The sequence below is a fragment of the Xanthomonas sp. NCPPB 1128 genome (genome assembly GCF_001043115.1).
Classification (GTDB): Bacteria; Pseudomonadota; Gammaproteobacteria; order Xanthomonadales; family Xanthomonadaceae; genus Xanthomonas_A.
In genome coordinates this window covers 32,387-49,083 of sequence record NZ_LFME01000012.1, presented here as the reverse complement: position 1 = coordinate 49,083, position 16,697 = coordinate 32,387, and the positions used below count along the sequence as shown (strand labels likewise).

Genomic DNA, 16,697 nt, shown 5'->3' with positions numbered 1-16,697 from the left:
GAGGCGCGGTCAGCCCTCGGCGGGCGGCGCGAACGCCTCCACGGCGAGCCGGTCCAGGTAAGCGCGCAGGCGGTATTCGCGTTGCGCCGGGTCGCTGGGCAGCGGGCGCGCTTGCGCGCCTCCGCTGCTGCGCGCATGCACGCGCGGATACGGCTGCGCCGGCACCGGCACGCCCAGGAAGGTGCACAGCGGTTCCCAGCCGCTCTGCGCGTCGGTGTCGAGCACGAGCAGGCGCTGCGCCGGCACGCTGGCGATGACCTCCTGGTTCCAGCGATGGAAATAGTCGGTCATGAAGCCGCGATCGTCGATGTGCGTGGCGAACCCGCGGCGCAGGAACTGGCTCAGGCGCTGGCCGTCGGGGCCGAATAGGGCCGGCACGCTGCCGTCGCTGGCGAAGATGGTGCTGCGCACCGACTCGAACCAGGCATCGGCATCGCGCACGGTCAGGATCACCTTGGCCTGCGGATAGTGCGCGACCAGCTCGCGCCAGAAGCAACAGCCGGGATAGTCGACGGTGGCGGTGTAGCCGGCGAACAGCGCGTCCCAGTCCGCCTGCCCGTCGATCGCCGCGTCCCACAGCGGCAAGGCCTGACGCAGCTGCGCGGCCAGCTCCATGGCGTGATAGCAGCGGCCCAGGCCCAGATGTTCCAGCGCCAGCTTCAGCGACAGGGTGCCGGTGCGGCCGAGGCCGGCGCCGATGACGCGCAGGCTCATGCGGCCGCCTCTGCGCCCTGCGCCAGCCACTGCGCGGCCTCGCCGCCCAGTTCGGCCTGCGCGCGCGCCTCGTAGTCGGCGGCGATGGCGGCCGGCAACAGCCTGCGCCAGCGGCCGCTGCGGCCCTGGTTGAAGAAGGCCTTGCCGCCCTCGCGCCACAGCCCGGCACCCTGCGGCACGTAGCGCGCGGCGTGCTGGCGCATGTAGTCGAACTGGCAGTGCGCCAGGATCGTCTCCCAGGTCGCCTCGCGCACCGGGATCTCCAGGAACGCGGCGATGCGCCGCACCTGTGTGGGCAGATCCTCCAGCAGGTCGGCGTAGTGCAACAGCAGCACGTTCGGCTGCGCGCGCTGCTGCCACCAACTGCGCACGCCTTCCCAGAACGGCCAGAACGGCGCGCCGTCGTGGGCCAGCCAATGCGCCAGGTAGGCATCCGTCGGCAGGCTCGGCGGCGGCACCACGCGCAGCTTGCCCGGTTCGGCCGCACCTGCGTCCAGCCGCGCCTGTGCTTCCTGGCTGACCGCACACTGGTGGTCGTACAGGCTCAGCGCGATGTCGCGGCCGTCGCGGCCGATGTACAGGTACTTGGCGCGATCGCTGACCACCAGCGCATCGGCCGGGAGATGCGTCTTGATGAAGCGCCGGTGGGTCTGCGCCTGCAGCAGCGCAAGCTTGCTCGCGCGGTCCGGATACACGCCGTCCAGCCACGGCGAGATCGCCGACACGTCGACGTCGGCCGCACCCTCGAACAGCAACTGCGCGACGATCTGCTGCAGCCAGGTGGTGCCGGCCTTGGCGTAGCTGGCGATCACGATGTCGCCGTCGCGGAAGGAAAGCTCGTTCCAGGCGGCGGAATCGAAGAAGCGGTTGGGATATTCCCGGGTCTTGGCGAAGGCGGTGGGGTCAGCCATGCGGGGCTTCCGGTGTATGGGAGAGGGGCGTTGGCGCGGCCGGCGACTGTTGGAGCGGGACGGCCGTGCGCGGGCGCAGGGCGATGCGGACGTCGAGCGGACGCAGCACCAGCGCGGGGAACGGCCGTGGCCGCGCATCCACCGCCAGGTGCAGCGTGCGTTCGCGCAGCAGGCCGGCCACGACCATGGTCATCTGCACCAGCGCCAGCTGGCTGCCGATGCAACTGCGCGGACCGCCACCGAAGGGAAAGTAGGTGTAGCGCGCCGGGGCGTGCGCCGGGTCCAGCCAGCGCGCCGGCAGGAAGCGGTCCGCCGCGGCGTAGTGGCGCGCATCGCGCTGCACCACCCATTGGCTGACGATCAGTTGGGTGCCGCGCGGTACCGCGAAGCCGTCCAGGGCGGTGTCGCGTTGCGCGATGCGTGCGGTCATCCATGCCGGCGGATACAGACGCATGGCTTCCTTCACGCAGGCGCGGGCCAGCGGCAGGCGTTCGACGAGCGCGTCGTCGCAGCTCGCGGCGGACGCACTGTCGAGGCCGGGCAGCGCATAGGCTTCCTCCGCCACCGCCTGTGCGATCGCCGGATGCTGGGCCAGCAGCAACAGCGTCCAGGTCAGGCCGGCCGCCATCGGTTCCAGCGCCGACATCAGCATCGCCGCCGCTTCGTCGCGGCACCAGTCGCCCTGGCCCTGCGGATCGTCGCGGCGCAGCCGTTCCAGCACCGAAGCGTCTGCGCCAGGCGAAGGCGGCGACGCCAGGATCTGTGTCAGCGCGGTGTCCAGCGCGACGCGCGCGGAACGCAGACGGCGCTTGCGAGCGCTCGGCCACCAGGCCGGCGCCGCGGACGGTGTGCGCGTCTGCTGCAGGATTGCATCGACCATCGGCAGCATCCGCAGCAGCGCAGGCGCGTGTGCCGCGTCGCCGAGCAGGAAGCCGGCGCCCAGTTGCGCGCATAGCGCGGTCATGGTCGGGCGCAGATCGTGCGCGTTGTAGATATCGTCGATATCGTCGTGCGATCGTAGCAGCGCCTGCGTGGCGGCGGCCGCCTGTGCGGCGTAGTCGCGCACCAGGCCGGCGCGGAATGCGGGCTGCAGTGCCTGGCGCTTTTGTCGCCAGGCTTCGCCCTCGCTGTTCATCACCGATGCCGGGAATGCGGCGCGGCGCGCGCGCGGATCCGGATCGGATTTGGCATAGAGGCTGCCGTCGTCGCCGAGCACGGTGGCGATGGCGGCCGGTGCCGCGAGCAGGTAGGCGCGCTGGGCGATCCGCACCACGTCGCCATGCTCGCGCGCGCAGCCTTGCAGGAATTCCAGGGGATGGGCGGCGAAGGCCTGCCGATTGCCGAACGCCCAGTGCCCGCGCGGCCCGGGCGGAAGTGGCCGCGCATCGGTCACGCGGACACCTGCATGGATACCGGCAACGCTCTGGCGCGCAACGATGCGAAAGCTGGCATGTGTCGATGGCGAACGGAGCGCGTGGCCGCGCGAAGGAAAGCGCCGCGAGAGGGGGGCGATCGCCCCCTCTCGCACAGGCACGCCACACGACGGTGGCGGGAAGGTCAGTAGGTGTAGATGTAGCCGAGCTTGCGGCCGCCGAGGCTCTGCACCCAGCGCGACAGCGAATCAAAAAGGCGTTTCATGGCGATACTCCTGATTGAGCGGGGGATCTGTTGCGATTGTCGCGCCTGCCTCAGCGCGGCAGGCGCGGGAAAAAGCATCCTCGCTTGAATGCGGCGGCGCAAGCGAAAGACTGAAGCGCGGCCAACTGCAATGTGCGTGTCATCTGCAGTTTCGTGGCGTGTGTCGCATGCGATCGCAGCGCATCGCCGCGCCTGCCATGGAGGGTGTCGTACTGCACGTATGGCCATTGCGTCGCCATCGCTGCGTGCTATGGTCGCGCCACTTCGGCAACGAGTGGCTGCGGATGCCCGTGACCCACGAGTACGATCGCCTGGCCGCGATCTACGACCGTTTCTACGATCGCTGGCCCGACGCCGTTACCCAGCAGTGCGTCGGCGTCCTCGCCGAGTTGGCCGCGGGCCGCGCGGCGCTGGAACTGGGCATCGGCACCGGCCGTCTCGGCTTGCCGCTCGCGCACTGCGATGTGCCGGTCACCGGCATCGACAACGCGCCGGCGATGCTCGAGGCCTTGCGTGCCAAACCCGGCAGCGAACGCCTGCACCTGGTCTGCGCCGATTTCGCCGACATGCCGGTGTCCGGGCCGTTCGGCCTGATCTATGCGGTGGCGGCATTCGGCTATCTGCTGACCCAGGCCGAGCAGTTGCGTTGCATGGTCAACGCGGCGCGCTGCCTGGCGCCGGACGGGCGTTTGCTGATCCAGACCGCGGTGCCGGGCGCAGAGGTGTTCGACGGTGGCGGCAAGGTCAGCCAGGTGCTGGATGTGCCGGACGCCGATGGCGACGGCGCGGCGGTGATGCTGGTGTGCTCGCAGCCCGATCCGCTGCAACAGCGCATCGACCAGCGCGTGGTGGTGCTGGGCGAATCGGGCACGCGCATCTTCAGCGAGCGTCGCCGCTATGTGTGGCCATCCGAACTGGACCTGATGGCGCAGATCGCCGGCCTGCGCCTCGATGCGCGCTGGAGCGACTGGGCGCGCACGCCATATCACGCGCGCAGCCGGATCCAGATCTCGGTGTATGCGCCGGCTGGCGAGCGCAGGATCTGAAAGACTAGCGCCGTCTCAGGCACCAGATGGCGATGTCCGGTGTGTGCGTTGCGGAATCTGCAGTGGGGCCATGTCACCTTTGGCGCCTGCGTGTCCATGCCGATGCGATACCGGTCGATACCGTTGGCATCATGGGCGAACCGCGCCTGCAGCCGCGCCGCATCGTGCTTGGTCTGGTCGACGCTCGTGCTACGACCAAGCACGGTGCGCTTGGCTTCGCGATCGCCGGTTTGCTGCGGGAGTCACTCAGCATGTCATCTTACGGCAGCGAAATGCCGCGCCAGCAGGCGCGAGGGGAGCAGTTGTAGCAAATCAGTCGGGGTGGACCTTCGCGCGCCCATGTCCCTGTCAGCATCGCATCGATCAGGTTGGCGCGTCGGCCTTGATGTCATGCATCACGTGCATAGCCTGCCTCGCGTTGCGCGCGGATCGCCAGGACAAAGACGGTATCCAGCGCAACCACGTATCGGTAGAGGGCAATATATCCGTGAGCGCCTTGGCCAATGACCAGTTCACGCACATCATGGCGCGTCAGCCGGCCGATCAGCGGATTGTCCGTCAGCACGTTCGATGCGCTGACGATCTCGCTCGGACGCTCTTGGATATGCTCGGCTTCGTGTTGTTCCAGATGGCCGATGCTGCGCCGTAGGTCCTCGTTGACAGATGGCAGGAACTCAACGTGCGCCATGCTATTTCGCGAACTTGCGGGGGACGGGAGGGGAAGTGTCCTTGCCCTCGATGCGTTCCATCAGATAACGACGCATCTCGTCCCAGGGAATGCTCTCGCCGGTCTTGAGGAATTCGCCCCAACGGCGCTCGGCCTCTGCATGGAAGTCGACGCGCCGCTCGGCGAGCTCTGCCTTCTCGGCGATGGCTTCCAGGATGAAGTTGTGCGACGTGGTGCCGGCCGCTTCCGCGGCCTTGGCGACGCGGGCCTTGAGCGCGTCCGGCAGGCGGATGGTGGTGGTGCTCATGGGGAGCTCCAGGCGATTGGTGTGAAATCAATGTAGCGCAGGTGTGGTGCAGGCGGCCTGGCTGGACAGCCGTGTCGGCCAACTGGCCTGAAAAGGCCGCTTGGAGCAGGGGCCGCGCAAGGTGGCGATGTCTGCGGTTTTCGCTCCGTACGAATTTTCAGCCTCCTGTCTCCACACGCTCGCAGCGCCGATCGCACGAAAAACGGGCGCCTCGCGGCGCCCGTTCCTGTCTGCATGGCGATGTCCTGCCACTGCCTCAGTAGCGGTAATGCTCCGGCTTGAACGGGCCGTCGACCGGCACGCCCAGGTAGGCGGCCTGTGCGTCGGTGAGCTTGGTCAGCTTCACGCCGATCTTCTCCAGGTGCAGGCGCGCCACTTCCTCGTCCAGCTTCTTCGGCAGGCGGTACACCTGCTTCTCGTAGCTGTCCTTGTTCTGCCACAGGTCGATCTGCGCCAGGGTCTGGTTGGCGAAGCTGTTGGACATCACGAAGCTGGGGTGGCCGGTGGCGCAGCCCAGGTTGACCAGGCGGCCTTCGGCCAGCAGGAAGATCGCATTGCCGTTGGGCAGCACGAACTTGTCCACCTGCGGCTTGATGTTGATCTTCTGCACGCCCGGCAGCTTGTACAGCGCCTCGACCTGGATCTCGTTGTCGAAGTGGCCGATGTTGCAGACGATGGCCTGGTCCTTCATCTGCGTCAGGTGCTCGATGCGGATGATGTCCTTGTTGCCGGTGGTGGTGACGTAGATGTCGGCCTGGCCGAGGGTGTCCTCGACGGTGTTGACCTCGAAGCCTTCCATCGCCGCCTGCAGTGCGCAGATCGGGTCGATCTCGGTGACGATGACGCGGGCGCCGTAGGCGCGCAGGCTGTGCGCCGAGCCCTTGCCGACGTCGCCGTAGCCGCACACCACCGCGACCTTGCCGGCCAGCATCACGTCCATCGCGCGCTTGAGGCCGTCGGCCAGCGACTCGCGGCAGCCGTACAGGTTGTCGAACTTGCTCTTGGTCACCGAGTCGTTGACGTTGATCGCCGGGATCAGCAGGGTGCCGGCCTCGGCGAGCTGGTACAGGCGGTGCACGCCGGTGGTGGTCTCTTCGGAGACGCCCTTCCAGTCCTTGACCACGCGGGTCCAGTAGCCCGGGCGCTCCACCGCCACGCGCTTGAGCAGGTTCTTGATCACCTGCTCCTCGTGCGAGGAGGCGGCTTCGTCGACCCACTTGGAGCCGTTCTCCAGCTCGTAGCCCTTGTGGATCAGCAGGGTCACGTCGCCGCCGTCGTCCACCACCAGCTCCGGGCCGGTCTGGGTGCCGTCGGGCAGGGTGAAGGTCAGCGCGTCGAGGGTGCAGTCCCAGTATTCCTCCAGGGTCTCGCCCTTCCAGGCGAACACGGGGGTGCCGGTGGCGGCGATCGCCGCGGCGGCGTGGTCCTGGGTGGAGAAGATGTTGCACGAGGCCCAGCGCACGTCGGCACCGATGTCCTTCAGCGTCTCGATCAGCACCGCGGTCTGGATGGTCATGTGCAGCGAGCCGGTGACGCGCACGCCGGCCAGCGGCTTGGCGGTGGCGTACTGGCGGCGAATCGACATCAGGCCCGGCATTTCATGCTCGGCGATGTCCAGTTCCTTGCGGCCCCAATCGGCCAGGGAAATGTCGGCGACCTTGTAGTCGCCCTCGGTGGAAAAGCGCTTGAGTGCAGCGTTCATCGATAAAGCTCCGGTCAATGGCGAGAAACTCGCGAAGTCCGGGCGCCGTTGTCGCTCAAGCCTCGCGCCGAGCCTGGCCGGGTCTGGAGACGGGGAATCCGGTCTCGATCCGGTCGCAGCGCCCCTCGGCGCAAGGGGTAACCAATTATAGCGGCTGCCGCGTGTGGCGCTTGAACACGGCGTCAGGGCGCGGATGACACGCCCGAGCCCAACCATCGACAGGGGGCGGGTGACGCCGGCCCTGCTACCGTCGTCGGTTCGATCGATGCGAAGGAGAGGGGAGAGATGAACCAGATCACAGTGCGCGGCCGCCGCCGCGTCGCCAGGCCGGTTTGCAGCCTGCTGTGCGCGGCCCTGGCCGCGGCCGGCAGCGCCGCCGCCAACGCGGCGCCGGCACCCGCGGCGGTGGCCACCGCCGATCCGGCCGACAGCGGCTATCAACTGCCGTCGACGCCGCTGCAGGCCATCGTCGATGCGCCGCGGCCGCCGCAGCTGTCGCTGAGCCCGCGGCGCGATCTGGCGGCGATGCTGCAGTTGCCTGCGCTGCCCGGCATCGCCCAGGTCGCGCAGCCGGAACTCAAGCTCGCCGGGTTGCGCATCCATCCGCGCACCCGCTCGCAGAGCCGTTTCGCCTTCGGCGACAAGCTGTGGCTGCTGCGCATCGCCGATGGCAGCGAGGTGCGCATCGAGGGCCTGCCGTCGCCGCTGTCAATCGCCAGCATGGCCTGGGCGCCGGACCAACGGCATCTGGCCTTCAACCGGGTCGATGCACGCAGCGGCGCCAACGAGCTGTGGGTGGTGGACATCGCCGCGCTGCGTGCGCGGCGGGTCGCCGAGCGGCTCAACACGGTGTCCGGCGAGGGCTATGCGTGGATGCCCGACAGCCGCCAGTTGCTGGTGTTGTTGCAGCCGCAGGAACAAGGCGCCGCGTCGCCCGCCGACGCCGTGCCGACCGGGCCGGCGGTGCAGCAGACTGCCGGTGGCGGCGCCACCGCCTTGCGCACCTACCAGGATTTGCTGAAGAACGAGGCCGACGCGCGCCAGTTCGACTATCAACTGCGCGCGCAGCCGGCGCTGGTCGATGTGGACGGGCGCCAGCAGCGCATCGCCTCGACGGACCTGTACCTGTCGCTGGCGCCGTCGCCGGCCGGCCGTTATCTGCTGGCGCAGCGCCTGCAGCGGCCGTTCTCCTACCTTGTGCCGGCCAGCGGCTTCCCGCGCACCATCGAGGTGCTCGACCGCGCCGGCAAGCCGGTGCACACGGTGGCGCAGCTGCCGCTGGTGGAAGGCCTGCCGACCGGCAACGATGCGGTGCGTACCGGCGTGCGCGACATCGACTGGCGCAGCGACGCGCCGGCCACCCTGGTCTGGGCCGAGGCCCAGGACGGCGGCGACCCGGCGCGCGAGGCGACGGTGCGCGATGCGGTGCTGATGCAGGCGGCGCCGTTCAAGGCACCACCGGCGACGCTGGCGGGCTTGCAGTCGCGTTATGCCGGCATTTTCTGGGGTCGCGGCGACCTGGCGCTGATCGACGAGTTCTGGTGGAAGACGCGCCAGACCAAGCAGTGGCGCGTGGCGCCGGACCAGCCCACACAGGCACCGCAGCTGCTGGTGCAGCGTTCGCAGGAAGACCGCTACGCCGATCCGGGGACACCGGTGACGGAGCGTGATGCGGCCGGCAACCCGCGCCTGCTGATCGCCGCCGACGGTCACAGCCTGTTCCTGCGTGGCGAAGGCGCCTCGCCGCAGGGCGATCGGCCGTTCCTGGACCGCTACGATCTGGACACGCGGCAGAGCAAGCGCCTGTTCCAGTCGCAGGCGCCGTATTACGCGGTGCCGCAGGCCTTGCTCGACGGCAGCGGCCAGCGCCTGCTGATCACCCGCGAGACGCCGCAGGAGCCACGCAATTTCTATCGGCTCGATGGTGCGAACGCGGAGCCGGTGGCACTGACCCACTTCACCCATCCCACGCCGCAGTTGCGCGACGTGCACAAGGAACAGATCCGCTACCGGCGCAAGGATGGCGTGGAGCTGACCGCGACCCTGCTGCTGCCGCCGGGCTACGATGCCAAGCGCGACGGCCCGCTGCCGATGCTGATGTGGGCCTACCCGGGCGAGTTCAAATCCGCCGACGCCGCCAGCCAGGTCACCGATTCGCCGTACCGGTTCAATGCGATCGGTTACTGGGGACCGCAGGCGTTGCTGGCGCTGGGCTATGCGGTGCTCAACGATCCGTCGATGCCGATCGTCGGCGAGGGCGCGCGCGAACCCAACGATACCTACGTCGAGCAACTGGTCGCCGATGCGCAGGCGGCGGTGGACGAGGTGGTGCGGCGCGGCGTCGCCGATCGCAACCGTATCGCCATCGGCGGGCATTCCTACGGCGCCTTCATGACCGCCAACCTGCTCGCGCACACGCGCCTGTTCAAGGCTGGTATCGCCCGCAGCGGCGCCTACAACCGCTCGCTGACCCCGTTCGGCTTCCAGTCCGAGGAGCGCACCTACTGGCAAGCGCAGCCGGTGTACCAGGCGATGTCGCCGTTCAACTACGCTGACCGGATCAAGGATCCGCTTCTGCTGATCCACGGGGCCGAGGACAACAACTCCGGCACCTTCCCGATCCAGAGCGAGCGCATGTACGCGGCTATCAAGGGTAACGGCGGCACCGCGCGGCTGGTGATGCTGCCCAACGAGGCGCATGCCTACCGCGCGCGCGAGTCCGTGCTGCAGATGCTGGCCGAGAGCGAGCGCTGGTTGCGCACCTATCTGGGACCTGCGCCCACGCCGACGTCCGCGCCGGCTGCGGCAGGCGCCACGCCGCGCTGAGCCGCGCCTGCGCCACGGCCGCACATGCGTGCCGCCGTGGCGCAGGGCGCTGCTGTGCAGTGCAAATGGTTCGCTTTGAAACCGTCGCGTGGCCGACGGGAACGCGATCCCTTTTCGGTTAGGCTTGCGGCGCCCCCACTGCCGAGCCATGCGTTTCCCGATGAACGAGTCCCGCAGCAGCATCGTCTTCGCCACCCCCGACCTTCCCTTGCGCGATGACGTGCGCCGCCTCGGCGCTCTGGTGGGCGACCTGCTCGCCGAACAGGTCTCGGCGCAGTTCCTCGACGAGATCGAACGCATCCGCACCACCGCGATCGCACGCCGCGAGCGCGCCGCGCCGCGGTCCTCGCTGAGCGAGCAGCTCGCCGGCCGCGCGCCGCGCGACGCCGAAGCGCTGGTGCGCGCCTTCAGCACCTATTTCCAGGTGGTCAACATCGCCGAGCGCGTGCACCGCATCCGCCGTCGGCGCGACTACCAGCGCAGCAGCGCCGACACGCCGCAGCCGGACGGCCTGCTCGATGCCTTGCGCCGGCTCAAGGCGCAGGGTGTCGGCATCGAGGAACTGCGCGACTGGCTGCCGCGCATCGACGTCGAGCCGGTGTTCACCGCGCACCCGACCGAGGCGGTGCGGCGTGCGCTGCTGGAGAAGGAACAGTTGATGGTGGCCAGCCTGGTCGACAACCTCGACGGCCTGCGCACCCCGGGCGAGCGCGCCACCGACGCGGCGCGCTTCCGCATGGCGCTGACCGCCTCGTGGCAGACCGCCGATTCTTCGCCGGTGCGCCCCACCGTGGAGGACGAGCGCGAGCACGTCGGCTTCTACCTGACCCAGGTGCTGTACCGAGTGATCCCGGTGATGTACGAGACCCTGGAACACGCCATCGAGCAGACCTACGGCCAGGCGCTGACCCTGCCGCGGCTGTTGCGCTTCGGTACCTGGGTCGGCGGCGACATGGACGGCAACCCCAACGTCGATGCCGCCACCATCACCGCCACCCTCGATGCGCAGCGGCGTGCGGTGCTGGAGCGCTATCTGAAGGAACTGTGGCAGCTCGCCAGCTTGCTCAGCCAGTCGACCACCCTGGTCGCGGTCAGCGCACCCCTGTTGGAGCAACTGGAGCGTTACCGGCAACTGCTGCCGGAGGCCGCGGCGCGCTCGCGGCCGCGCCACGGCGACATGCCCTACCGCCTGCTCAACGATTTGATGCGTGCGCGGCTGCAGGCGACCCTGGACGATGCGCCGGGTGCCTATGCCGCGCCGGTCGAGCTGGAAAGCGATCTGCAGTTGATCCTGGACAGCCTGCAGGCCAACAAGGGCCTGCACGCCGGCTGGTTCGCGGTGCGGCGCCTGCTGTGGCGGGTGCGCAGCTTCGGTTTCCACCTGGCGCGGCTGGACGTGCGCCAGGAGTCCAGCGTGCACGCGCGCGCGGGCGCCGCCGCGCTGGACACGCAGGACTGGGACGCGCGCGCAGTGGAGGAGCGTGCGCGCCTGCTCGGTCCCTACGCCGGTGGCGAACAGACCCTGCCGGCGGCCGACGACGAAGGCAATGCGCGGCTGGACGCAGTGTTTGCGGCGCTCGCCGATGCGCGCGCGCGGCACGGCGCCGACGCGCTGGGCAGCTACATCATCTCGATGGCGCACGACCGCGCCGACGTGCTGACCGTGCTGGCGCTGGCGCGCCGCGGCGGCCTGGTCGATGTCGACGGCGCGGTGCCGCTGGACATCGTGCCGTTGTTCGAGACCGTGGACGACCTGCGCGGTGGCACCGCAACCCTGCGCGACCTGCTGGCCGATCCGGTCTACCGTCGCCACCTGGCCGCGCGCGACGACGTGCAGATGGTGATGCTCGGCTATTCCGACAGCGGCAAGGACGGCGGCATCGCCGCCTCGCGCTGGGGCCTGCAGCGCGCGCAGGTGGAGTTGCTGGACGCAGCGGCCGAATTGGGCATCCGCCTGACCTTCTTCCACGGCCGCGGCGGTTCGATCGTGCGCGGCGGCGGCAAGACCACGCGCGCGCTGGAGGCGGCGCCGCGCGGCAGCGTCGACGGGCGCCTGCGGGTGACCGAGCAAGGCGAGGTGATCCACCGCAAGTACGGCATCCGCGCGCTGGCGCTGCGCTCGCTGGAACAGATGACCGGCGCGGTGTTGCTGTCGAGCCTGCGCCCGCGTGCGGCCGACGCGCGCGAGGCCGGCTGGCGGCCGGTGATGGACCTGGTCGCCGAGCACAGCAGCCAGGCGTACCGCGGCTTCGTCGGCGATGCCGAGTTCATGCGCTATTTCCGCCTGGCCACGCCGATCGACGTGATCGAACGCATGACCCTGGGCTCGCGGCCGTCGCGGCGGCTCGGCCAGGATGCGGCGCTGTCCAACCTGCGCGCGATTCCCTGGGTGTTCGCCTGGAGCCAGGCGCGCGCGGTGATCCCGGGCTGGTACGGCGTGGGCAGCGGCCTGCAGGCGGCAGTGGACGCCGGCCACGAGGACGCGCTGCGCGCGATGGCGGCCGACTGGCCGTTCTTCCGCACCTTCCTCGACGACATCGCCATGGTGCTGTCCAAGGGCGACCTCAACATCGCCGAGATGTTCTCGCGCCTGTCCGGGCCGCTGCACGAGCGCTTCTTCCCGCGCATCCGCGACGAGCTGGCGCTGACCAAGGGCTGGGTGAAGGCGCTGACCGGGCAGGCCTCGCTGCTGCAGCACGATCCGCGCCTGGCCTTGTCGATCCGCCTGCGCAATCCCTACATCGACCCGATCAGCGTGCTGCAGGTGGATCTGCTGCAGCGCTGGCGCGCCACCGACGGCGAGGACGAGGAATTGCTGCGGGCGCTGGTGGCCTGCGTCAACGGCGTCGCCCAGGGCGTGCAGAACACCGGCTGAGGCCGGCCTTTCAGGGCGCCGTCGGCGATGATTGGCGGCGGCCGACCGTGATCCGCTTGCGGGCGGACAAAATTGTCCGATAATGCCGCACATGGAAATGCGAGCCGATACTGCCCAACGCCGCCGCCTGTTGCTGGACGCCGCCGACGAGGTGTTCTGCGCGCATGGCGTGCTGGCGCCGCTGGAACTGGTGGTGGAGCGCGCCGGACTCGGCCGCGCCACCCTGTACCGCCATTTCGCCGATCGCACCGAATTGATGGCCGCCCTGCTGGAACGTGGCCTGGACGGCCTGGAAGGCTGCGCGCGCGAGATCGGCACGCGGCCGGACGGGTTGTTCCTGCTGATGTACGACGTCGCCGAACACATCGCGATGTCAGCGCCGCTGGCCGACTATTGGCGGTCGATGCCGCGCGAGCATCCGATGATGGACGCAGCGCATACGCGGGCGATGGCGATCCTGCTGCCGTTCCTGCAGCGCGCGATCACCGCCGGCCTGTGCCGTGCGGACCTGAGCGAGCAGGACCTGGCCCTGGCGATGGACATGCTCGGCGCCTGCCAGCGCGGCAGCGACGAGACCGAACGCAAGGCGCTGGCGCAGCGCGGGTGCCGCCTGCTGTGCCACGCCCTGGCAACGCCCGCGGCGGCGGCGGCGTTGTGAGCGCCGACAGCGCTGCACGCCGACGCACTTGGCCGTGGCGGCTGGCGCGCGCCGTGGCGATGCTGGCGGTGCTGGTCGCCAGCCTGTGGGGCGCGCTGTTCCTGAGCTATCTGCCGCATACCGGCGCCGTGGTGCGCTACGGCTCGGCGCTGCTGTGGGCCGGGCTGGGCGTCGCCGCGTTGTGGGGCCTTCGCCATCCGCGCGAGTACCGCGTGCTGCCGGTGCTGTTCGCGGTCGGCTGTGCGGGCATGGCGGTGGGCTGGTCGGCGCTGCAGCCGCAGCAGAACCGCGACTGGGCCGACGATGTCGCGCAACTGCTGCAGCCGCAGGTGCACGGGCACGTGGTGACCTTGCACAACGTGCGCAATTTCGCCTGGCGCAGCGACCACGACTACACCCCGCGCTGGAAGACGCGCCGCTACGACCTGGAGCGGCTGGCCTCGGCGGACCTGGCGCTGTCGTACTGGATGGGGCCGGCGATCGCCCACACCCTGGTCTCGTTCGGTTTCGACGACGGCCGCCGCGTGGTGTTCTCGCTGGAGATCCGCAAGGAACGCGACGAGGCGTTCTCGGCGCTGGCCGGGTTCTTCCGCAATTTCGAGCAGGTGATGGTGGCCGCCGACGAGCGCGACATCCTGGCGGTGCGCAGCAACGCGCGCGGCGAGGACGTGTACCTGTACTGGCTCAACCTGTCGCGCGCGCAACTGCGCCAACTGTTCCTGGGCTACGTGGCGCGGGCGCAGCAACTGCAGCGGACGCCGCGGTTCTACAACACCGCCACCAGCAACTGCACCACCATCGTGTTCGAGCTGGCGCGCAAGCTGGATCCGGCGCTGCCGCTCGATGTTCGCCTGCTGCTGTCCGGCTATCTGCCGTCCTACGTCTACGCGCAGCACGGCTTCGTGCCCGGCTACAGCCTGGCCACGCTGCGCACGCGCGGCCGCATCGGCGAACGCGCGCGCGCGGCTGGCGTTGGCGACGACTTCTCCACGCGCATCCGCGCCGGCATTCCCGGCGACGATCCCGCCGTCGCGCCATGACCCGGTACTTGCGTCTTGCGCGGTGCGCGGGCGCCGCGCTGCTGGCTGCCGGGCTGCTGCTCGGCAGCGGCTGCGCCATGGTCAGTGTGCAGTCGCGCAGCGCTGCCGACTACATCGCCACCCAGCGTGGCGACGTGCTCAGCACCGGCAAGCTCAGCGACGCCAGCCTGGAGACGCTGCGCGTGCTCGCGCTCGATCCCAAGGCCTGCGAGGCGGACATCACGGCCTGCGCCACGCAATTGCGCGCACTGCAGGGGTTGGACCAGGAGCGGCGGCTGGCGACCCTGTCGGAGCTGTGGGTGCATGCGGCCAATGCGCGCACGCCGCGGCAGGCGAGGGCGTTGGACGACGCGACGCTGCAGGCCTGGCTGGAGGCAGCGCGTTACGCCTATGCCTACCTGTTCTACACCCAGCGCCCGGCCAGCGCGCGCGCCTTCGAGGACCGGCAGACGCAGGTGCGCGACTACTACAACTACGCGGTGCAGCAGGTGGTCGGCGAACTGTTCCTGCGCTGGCGTGCCGGCAGCGAGAGTGGCGAACTGCACGACGACGACATGCTGCGCACGGCCGGCTGGCAGGTGCACGCGGACATGGGCAGCTTCCGCCTGCCCGGCGGGGTGGCGCGGCCGGACGCGATGCTGCCGGCGTCGACGCTGCGCTTCGATGGCCTGCGCAGCACCTACCGGCGCGACGGTTTCGGCGCCGAGCTGGTCGCGGAGATCGCGCCGGCCGAGGTCGGCGACCCGACCGCGGCCATCGCCGCCAAGACCGCGCCGGACCCGCACGCGCCGGCATTCAGCGAGATGCCGTATGCGCCGACCACGGTGCTGCTGCGCTTCGACGGCGACAGCCTGGCGCAGGTGCTGGACACCCGCAGCGTGGTGGTCGCGCCCTACGATCCGTATCGCGACGGCGAGGTCGAGGTGCACGGCCAGCGCCTTCCGCTGGCGGCAAACTTCACCGCGGCCTACGGCCTGTGGCTGGCCCGTGCCGGCTTCGCGCGGCAATCGCTGCGCTCCATGCTCGGCCGCGAGGATGGCATCGACCAGCCGCATCTGTACCTGATGCAGCCGTACGATCCGGACCGGCGCATCATCCTGATGCTGCACGGCCTGGCCAGCAGTCCGGAGGCCTGGGTCAACGTCGCCAACGAGTTGCTGGGCGACGAACAACTGCGCCGCCACTACCAGATCTGGCAGGTCTACTACCCGACCAACATGCCGATCGCCTGGAACCGCGCGCAGATCCAGACGCTGCTGCAGCAGACCCTGCGCCATTTCGATCCGCATGGGCAGGCGCCGGCATCGCAGCACATGGTGCTGATCGGCCACAGCATGGGTGGGGTGATCGGGCGCCTGTTGATCAGCGACGCCGGCGACACGCTGTGGAACGACCTGATCGGCGCCCGCGGCGACCGGCGCCAACTGGACCCGCAGGCGTTGGCGCAGTTGCAGCCGCTGCTGCGCTTCGCGCCGCTGCCGGAGGTGGACCGCGCCATCTTCATCGCCGCCCCGCAGCGCGGCACCACCTTCGCCGAAGGGCGCCTCGGGCGCCTGGCCGGGCGCCTGCTGCGCCTGCCGGTGACGCTGCTCGATCGCTTGAACACCCTGCTGCAGGGGATCGACGGCCCCGATGGCGCGCCGGTGCGCGTGCCCAACAGCATCGACAACCTGCGCGACACGGATCCGTTCGTGCGCGCGGCGGCGGATCTGCCGATTTCGTCGGCAGTGCGCTACCACACCATCATCGCCCGCCGCGATCCGGCGGTGCCGCTGGCCGATTCCGACGACGGGCTGGTGCCATACCGCAGCGCGCATCTGCCGGGCGCGGTCTCCGAACTGGTGATCACCTCCGGCCACAGCGTGCAGGAGACGCCGCAGGCGATCCTGGAGATCCGCCGCATCCTGCATGCGCAATTGCAGGTGGACGCCGCCGCGCCACCGCACTGACGAGGCCCGAGACGGGTAGTTGTGCACGTTCGTTGTGGAGCGCCGGCTGGGTTGCGTCGTCGCCTCGTGCGACCAGGGTCCGAGGCACCGCGTGCGGGAGCGTTGACCGCCGCGTCGACGGAAGCGGCCAAGGTGTCGCGCTGTCATCGGCGCCGCTGCCGCAAGACGGCAGGGCGAATGGTCCCGTTGTGCCGAATTGCGCAGGAAAGGCGCCGAATCGTCGCCCGATGGTTGCTGGTGACATCGTTGTCATGAAATTGCAGCCGCGCCAGCCAACAATGCGCGCCGCCGTGAACACGATCACGGCCTCTCTCCCCTCCATGCCCGGCCAGCGGCGTTCCGTTGGCCGCGCCTACGTTCGGAT

Annotated in this window: 14 protein-coding genes and 1 riboswitch; of the genes, 7 read left to right on the top strand and 7 right to left on the bottom strand. The window is 69.7% G+C overall.

The genetic code is table 11. The features are described from left to right. Positions 1–9 precede the first annotated feature (9 nt). From ACP93_RS09765 to ACP93_RS22010, 4 genes are all read right to left on the bottom strand, one after another. Positions 10–714 carry a sulfotransferase family protein gene (locus ACP93_RS09765; protein WP_048490500.1) on the bottom strand — a complete coding sequence of 235 codons (705 nt, stop codon included), beginning with the start codon at positions 712–714 and terminating at the stop codon, positions 10–12. Next, positions 711–1,625 carry a sulfotransferase domain-containing protein gene (locus ACP93_RS09760; protein ID WP_048490499.1) on the bottom strand — a complete coding sequence of 305 codons (915 nt, stop codon included), beginning with the start codon at positions 1,623–1,625 and terminating at the stop codon, positions 711–713. The genes ACP93_RS09765 and ACP93_RS09760 overlap by 4 nt, the downstream gene beginning before the upstream one ends. Then, entirely contained in the window at positions 1,618–3,018 is a 1,401-nt protein-coding gene (locus ACP93_RS09755; RefSeq protein WP_048490498.1) for a cytochrome P450, read from the bottom strand. The genes ACP93_RS09760 and ACP93_RS09755 overlap by 8 nt, the downstream gene beginning before the upstream one ends. Before the next feature lie 164 nt (positions 3,019–3,182). Further along, positions 3,183–3,341, bottom strand: coding sequence for a hypothetical protein (locus tag ACP93_RS22010; protein ID WP_157862431.1), 159 nt, complete (start codon positions 3,339–3,341; stop codon positions 3,183–3,185). Positions 3,342–3,547: 206 nt separating this feature from the next. Here ACP93_RS22010 and ACP93_RS09750 point away from each other — a divergent pair, with 206 nt between their 5' ends. Together ACP93_RS09750 and ACP93_RS22125 are read left to right on the top strand one after the other, a co-directional pair. Continuing rightward, on the top strand, positions 3,548–4,309 hold the full coding sequence (locus ACP93_RS09750; protein WP_048490549.1) for a class I SAM-dependent DNA methyltransferase: 762 nt from the start codon (positions 3,548–3,550) through the stop codon (positions 4,307–4,309). Between the two features lie 131 nt (positions 4,310–4,440). Beyond that, complete coding sequence (locus ACP93_RS22125) at positions 4,441–4,617, top strand: hypothetical protein (protein WP_157862430.1); 177 nt, start codon at positions 4,441–4,443, stop codon at positions 4,615–4,617. Positions 4,618–4,697: 80 nt separating this feature from the next. On the opposite strand, the gene ACP93_RS21105 is transcribed toward ACP93_RS22125, so the two are convergent. The 3 genes from ACP93_RS21105 to ahcY all read right to left on the bottom strand — a co-directional run bounded on the left by ACP93_RS21105 (position 4,698) and on the right by ahcY (position 6,985). After that, complete coding sequence (locus ACP93_RS21105) at positions 4,698–4,997, bottom strand: type II toxin-antitoxin system RelE/ParE family toxin (protein WP_082143416.1); 300 nt, start codon at positions 4,995–4,997, stop codon at positions 4,698–4,700. 1 nt (position 4,998) lies between these two features. Continuing rightward, the gene (locus tag ACP93_RS09740; protein WP_048490496.1) at positions 4,999–5,283 is read right to left on the bottom strand and encodes a CopG family ribbon-helix-helix protein; all 285 of its coding nucleotides are present in this window, start codon (positions 5,281–5,283) and stop codon (positions 4,999–5,001) included. 256 nt (positions 5,284–5,539) lie between these two features. Next, complete coding sequence (gene ahcY / locus ACP93_RS09735) at positions 5,540–6,985, bottom strand: adenosylhomocysteinase (RefSeq protein ID WP_048490495.1); 1,446 nt, start codon at positions 6,983–6,985, stop codon at positions 5,540–5,542. A gap of 33 nt (positions 6,986–7,018) precedes the next feature. Next, positions 7,019–7,118, bottom strand: a riboswitch (S-adenosyl-L-homocysteine riboswitch). Positions 7,119–7,270: 152 nt separating this feature from the next. Between ahcY and ACP93_RS09730 the strand changes: the two genes are divergently transcribed. From ACP93_RS09730 to ACP93_RS09710, 5 genes are all read left to right on the top strand, one after another. Continuing rightward, a complete protein-coding gene (locus ACP93_RS09730) occupies positions 7,271–9,811 on the top strand; it encodes a S9 family peptidase (protein ID WP_048490494.1) in 2,541 nt (846 codons plus the stop codon). Between the two features lie 160 nt (positions 9,812–9,971). Next, positions 9,972–12,686 (top strand): phosphoenolpyruvate carboxylase, encoded by a 2,715-nt coding sequence (ppc, locus tag ACP93_RS09725; protein WP_048490493.1) that lies wholly within the window; start codon positions 9,972–9,974, stop codon positions 12,684–12,686. 82 nt (positions 12,687–12,768) lie between these two features. Beyond that, complete coding sequence (locus tag ACP93_RS09720) at positions 12,769–13,344, top strand: TetR/AcrR family transcriptional regulator (protein ID WP_048490492.1); 576 nt, start codon at positions 12,769–12,771, stop codon at positions 13,342–13,344. Positions 13,345–13,403: 59 nt separating this feature from the next. Then, positions 13,404–14,384, top strand: a complete 981-nt coding sequence (locus ACP93_RS09715; protein WP_048490548.1) for an Lnb N-terminal periplasmic domain-containing protein — start codon at positions 13,404–13,406, stop codon at positions 14,382–14,384. Further along, a complete protein-coding gene (locus ACP93_RS09710; protein ID WP_048490491.1) occupies positions 14,381–16,333 on the top strand; it encodes a lipase family alpha/beta hydrolase in 1,953 nt (650 codons plus the stop codon). Before ACP93_RS09715 ends, ACP93_RS09710 begins: the two co-directional genes overlap by 4 nt. The last annotated feature ends 364 nt before the right edge of the window (positions 16,334–16,697 follow it).

Excerpts from the sequence above, each read along its gene's own strand:
- ACP93_RS09765 (WP_048490500.1), bottom strand. The coding sequence starts at position 714 with ATGAGCCTGCGCGTCATCGGCGCCGGCCTCGGCCGCACCGGCACCCTG.
- ACP93_RS09760 (WP_048490499.1), bottom strand. The coding sequence starts at position 1,625 with ATGGCTGACCCCACCGCCTTCGCCAAGACCCGGGAATATCCCAACCGC.
- ACP93_RS22010 (WP_157862431.1), bottom strand. The coding sequence starts at position 3,341 with ATGCTTTTTCCCGCGCCTGCCGCGCTGAGGCAGGCGCGACAATCGCAA.
- ACP93_RS09750 (WP_048490549.1), top strand. The coding sequence starts at position 3,548 with ATGCCCGTGACCCACGAGTACGATCGCCTGGCCGCGATCTACGACCGT.
- ACP93_RS22125 (WP_157862430.1), top strand. The coding sequence starts at position 4,441 with ATGGGCGAACCGCGCCTGCAGCCGCGCCGCATCGTGCTTGGTCTGGTC.
- ACP93_RS21105 (WP_082143416.1), bottom strand. The coding sequence starts at position 4,997 with ATGGCGCACGTTGAGTTCCTGCCATCTGTCAACGAGGACCTACGGCGC.
- ACP93_RS09740 (WP_048490496.1), bottom strand. The coding sequence starts at position 5,283 with ATGAGCACCACCACCATCCGCCTGCCGGACGCGCTCAAGGCCCGCGTC.
- ahcY (WP_048490495.1), bottom strand. The coding sequence starts at position 6,985 with ATGAACGCTGCACTCAAGCGCTTTTCCACCGAGGGCGACTACAAGGTC.
- ACP93_RS09730 (WP_048490494.1), top strand. The coding sequence starts at position 7,271 with ATGAACCAGATCACAGTGCGCGGCCGCCGCCGCGTCGCCAGGCCGGTT.
- ppc (WP_048490493.1), top strand. The coding sequence starts at position 9,972 with ATGAACGAGTCCCGCAGCAGCATCGTCTTCGCCACCCCCGACCTTCCC.
- ACP93_RS09720 (WP_048490492.1), top strand. The coding sequence starts at position 12,769 with ATGCCGCACATGGAAATGCGAGCCGATACTGCCCAACGCCGCCGCCTG.
- ACP93_RS09715 (WP_048490548.1), top strand. The coding sequence starts at position 13,404 with ATGCTGGCGGTGCTGGTCGCCAGCCTGTGGGGCGCGCTGTTCCTGAGC.
- ACP93_RS09710 (WP_048490491.1), top strand. The coding sequence starts at position 14,381 with ATGACCCGGTACTTGCGTCTTGCGCGGTGCGCGGGCGCCGCGCTGCTG.